The 4,134-nt window shown below is 66.9% G+C and carries 2 protein-coding genes and 1 pseudogene; all 3 read right to left on the bottom strand.

The features are described from left to right. Positions 1-112: 112 nt before the first annotated feature. Positions 113-1,525: pseudogene (locus ACLJK8_RS22145) on the bottom strand (TIM barrel protein); the annotation flags it as partial. Positions 1,526-1,603: 78 nt separating this feature from the next. Further along, a complete protein-coding gene (locus ACLJK8_RS22150; RefSeq protein ID WP_413152593.1) occupies positions 1,604-2,554 on the bottom strand; it encodes a shikimate dehydrogenase family protein in 951 nt (316 codons plus the stop codon). A 74-nt stretch (positions 2,555-2,628) separates the two neighbouring features. Then, complete coding sequence (locus tag ACLJK8_RS22155) at positions 2,629-4,020, bottom strand: MFS transporter (protein ID WP_413152594.1); 1,392 nt, start codon at positions 4,018-4,020, stop codon at positions 2,629-2,631. Positions 4,021-4,134 lie beyond the last annotated feature (114 nt).

A 4,134-nucleotide genomic window follows, 5' to 3' on the forward strand; every position in this document is an offset into this window, starting at 1 on the left:
CGACGGCCGCCATCAGTGATGATCTCTATCTCAGACATAAGCACGTGCTCAGGCATATGCCTAAGCCTCCATGGCTGTGCTCAAGTGTCCGGTCGAAACGGGGGCCAATTCAGTCGATCACATCGACGATCGGCGTCTTCTCGGTGCGGAAGATCGAGGTGTAGAACAGGAGCCACGACAGCATCTCGTCATAGGCCATTGTCTGGGCGACATGATCGACGCGGATCAGCCCGGCGTCGGGGGTCGTGTCGTCGGTCACCGGCGTGAACTCGGTCTCCCAGACCTTCGACAGAACCGGGCCGTTGTCGATGAAATGCAGGAGCGCGCCGCCGACGCCCCGGATCGCCGGGATCTCCAGCTCGCCCGCCCGCCGCGTCTGTTCGAACGGCTTCGCGCCGAGCGCCTCGGCGCGGGTCACGGTCGCGGCCGCGTCTTCGACGCGCAGGCCGATGTCGCACACGCCGGTGCCGTGGGTCACATAGGCGGCGTGGGCGAAACCTTCCGGCTCGGTATTGATCACGAGATTGACGCCGCCCTGCCGGTAGAGGGTCACATCCCGGTTCACATGGCGGCCGGCCTCGCGGAAGCCGAGCGCGCGGAGGTGCCCGACGAGGTTCGGCGCCGATTCGGGCGTGGCGGCGAATTCGATGAACTCCACCCCCTCGACCGCGATCCGGTCCGGCATGGTCGGGAGCCGCGCGGTCGTCGGTTCGGTCCGGCGCACCTGATCCATCAGATAGATGAGCGAGCGATGGCCGTCCGCCGCGATCTGCCGCGCCGAGCCACCCCGGAACTGGTCGTTGAAGATCTCGAGCGACAGCCAGCCGTCGTATCCGATCGAGGCGATCGCGGCGAGGAATTCCCGCACCGGCAGGTCGCCCTCGCCCGGCATGTTCCGGAAATGGCGGCTCCAGTAGAGGATGTCCATGTCGATGCGCGGCGCATCGGCGAGCTGGACGAGAAAGAGCTTGTCCGAGGGGATCGAGCGGATCGAAGCCGGGTCGATCTTGCGCGACAGGGTGTGGAAGGAATCGAGGATCAGCCCGACATTGACATGATCGGCCCGGCGCACGATCTCCCAGGCATCGCGGTGATCGTTGACATGCCGGCCCCAGGCGAGCGCCTCGAAGCCGATGCGGATGCCGCGCTTCGCCGCGCGCTCGCCAAGCTCGCGCAGGTCGGTCGCGGCCCGGTCGATGCCGCCGAGCGAGACGGCGGAGGTGTTGGAGCAGACGAGGATGAGGTCCGTGCCAAGCTCGCCCATCAGGTCGAACTTGCGCTCCGCCCGGTCGAAGGCGCGGCCGCGCTGCGGCTCGGGCATGCCCTCGAAATCGCGGAACGGCTGGAACAGATTGAGTTCCAGCCCGGCGTCGCGGACCATCCGACCGACCTCGCGCGGTGTCGCGTCATAGGCGAGAAAATCGGTCTCGAAAATCTCGACGCCGTCGAATCCTGCCGCGGCGATGGCGGCGAGCTTGTCCGGAAGCTCCCCGCTGATGGACACTGTGGCGATCGAGGTTTTCATGCGGTCCTGGCCTCCGTTCCCTGGCAGGTTGGGGATCGCGCGCGGGCGGCCCCCAACCGTCACTAACCCATCCCGGCCTCAGCCCGCCAGCAGCGCGCGCAGCTGGGCCTCCTCGACGTCGATACCATGGAAGATGCTGATCGCGTGCAGCCCCTGGTAGAAGTATAGCTCGTAGCCCGAGAGGATGCGAAGCCCCTCGGCGGCGGCGTCGCCGAGGAACTGGGTATCGACCGGGGTATAAACCGCGTCGAAGGCCCAGGACGCGCCGCGCATCAGGTCGCGCGGCAGGGGCGTGCCCTCGTAGCCGACCATGCCGACCGGCGTGCAATTGACGAGACCGTTGGCACCGGCCGCGTCCGCCGGGTCGCCGGAGACGGTCACGGNCATCAGGTCGCGCGGCAGGGGCGTGCCCTCGTAGCCGACCATGCCGACCGGCGTGCAATTGACGAGACCGTTGGCACCGGCCGCGTCCGCCGGGTCGCCGGAGACGGTCACGGTGAGGCCGGGCGCGGCGGCGCGCAGCGTCTCGGCGAGCGCCTCGGCCTTGGCGAGGTCGCGTTCCACGAGCCTCAGTTCCGTCATGCCGAGATCGACGAGGCCGAAGGCGATCGCCTTGCCGACACCGCCCGCGCCGATCATGCAGACGGCGCCGGGGTCGGTCTCGCCGAAGGCCGTGCGATAGGCGGCCTTGAAGCCCGACCAGTCGGTGTTGAAGCCCTTCGGGCCTTCCGGCGTGAAGACGACGGTATTGCAGGCGCCGAGTCGGGCGACCTGGGGCTCGTCCACGGTGACGCGGGCGATCACCCGCTCCTTGTAGGGATAGGTGATGTTTAGCCCGCGGTAGCCTTCGTCGCGGGCCTTGTCGAAGACGGCGTCGAAGTCGAGGCCGAGCGTCTTCGGCACCAGGCGTTCGTAGCGGGTCGGCCGGCCGATCATGTCGCCGGCGAGTTCATGCAGGCGCGGGGTCTTGGAATCGGCGATGTTGTCGCCGATCAGGCCCAGCTGGACGGTCTCGGTCTCGGTGTTCATCTTGGGCGGCTCCGGCGTTTCGAGCGAGGGAAGGAAAGGCCCGCCGGATGGCGGGCCTTCTGATGCCTGGCGTCTCAGGCGCTGGCGGTGAGGCTTTCCTCACGCATCCGGTCGTATTCCTCCTTGGGAACCGGCACCGCGCCGGGCTTGCCGAGGTCGTTCATGTGGATGCGGTAGGTCTCACGGGCGGACCAGGCGGCGCAGGCGGCGATCACGGTGACACCGAAGGCGATGGAGCCGACCGTCATCGGGATGTTGACCGCTCCCGGAGGGGCGACGGTGGCGAAGAGCGCCGGCAGAAGCGCGGTGACCGTGGTGCCGACGTTCTGGGAGATCGCCATCGAGGTGACGCGGGTCCGGGTCGGGAAGAGCTCGGGGAAGAAGCTCGGGAAGATGGCGTTGTAGCCCTGGTAGATGATGCCCCACATCAGGATCGAGAAGAAGATCGCCAGCGGCACCGAGTGGATCGAGATCGCATAGAGGTAGCCGTAGGCGAGCAGACCCGAGCCGAGGGCACCGACGATGACCGGAGGACGACGGCCGATCTTGTCCGAGAGGTTGCCGACGAAGGGGATCACGATACAGGCGACGATGTTACCGAGCACGGGTATCCAGAGATAGACGTCCGCGTGGAAGCCGACGCCGTAGGCGGCCTGCACGGCATAGGCGGCGCCGAACACGGTGGTGACGACCGGGATGGTGTTCATGAGCGCCATGCAGGCGACGCGGATCATGTCGGCCCAGGTGTTGGTGAAGGCGTCGACGATCGGGGAGACCGGCTTGGCGTGCTCGTCTTCCTCTTCCTTGAAGGCGGGGGTCTCCTCGACCTCGCGGCGGATGATGAAGCCGGCGATGATCACGAAGATCGAGAGCAGGAACGGAATGCGCCAGCCCCAGCTGCTGAAGGCGGTATCCGGCATGAAATGCGCGAGCGGCAGGAAGACGGCGGCGGCGAGGATCTGGCCGGCCTGCACGCCCTGGAGGGTGAAGGAGGCGAAGAAGCCGCGGCGTCCGAAGGGTGAGTGTTCGATGACCATGGAGCTCGCGCCCGAGATCTCGCCGGCGACCGCGAAGCCCTGGACCAGGCGCAGCACGACAAGGAGCAGCGGAGCGAAGATGCCGATCTGCTCGTAGGTGGGCAGGAGGCCGACGCCGAGGGTCGAGAAGCCCATCAGGAACATGCAGAGAAGCAGCACGTTCTTTCGCCCGTGAGTGTCGCCCCAGTGGCCGAGCACGAAGGCGCCGATCGGACGCGCGATATAGCCGACGCCATAGGTGGCGAGCGAGGCGATGATCGCGGTGCGCGGATTTGCCGACGGGAAGAAGATCTGCGGGAAGATCAGCGACGCGGCGGTCGCGTAGATGAAGAAGTCGTAGTATTCAAGCGCGGAACCGATCCAGGCGCTCGCGGCCGCCTTCTTGGATTGGTGCTTTCCGTGTGGTTCGTGGTAAGTCGCGTCGGCCATCTGTACCGGGGCACGGATTTGAGACAGCGCTTTGCGCCGGTTACGCCGCCAGTTTGACCGTGGCGGCTTCGGTTTCAAGGCCGAGTTGCGCGGCCCGGATCTGATCGGGCGTCT

The organism is Amaricoccus sp. W119 (assembly GCF_047275745.1).
In the GTDB taxonomy this organism is placed as follows: Bacteria; Pseudomonadota; Alphaproteobacteria; order Rhodobacterales; family Rhodobacteraceae; genus Amaricoccus.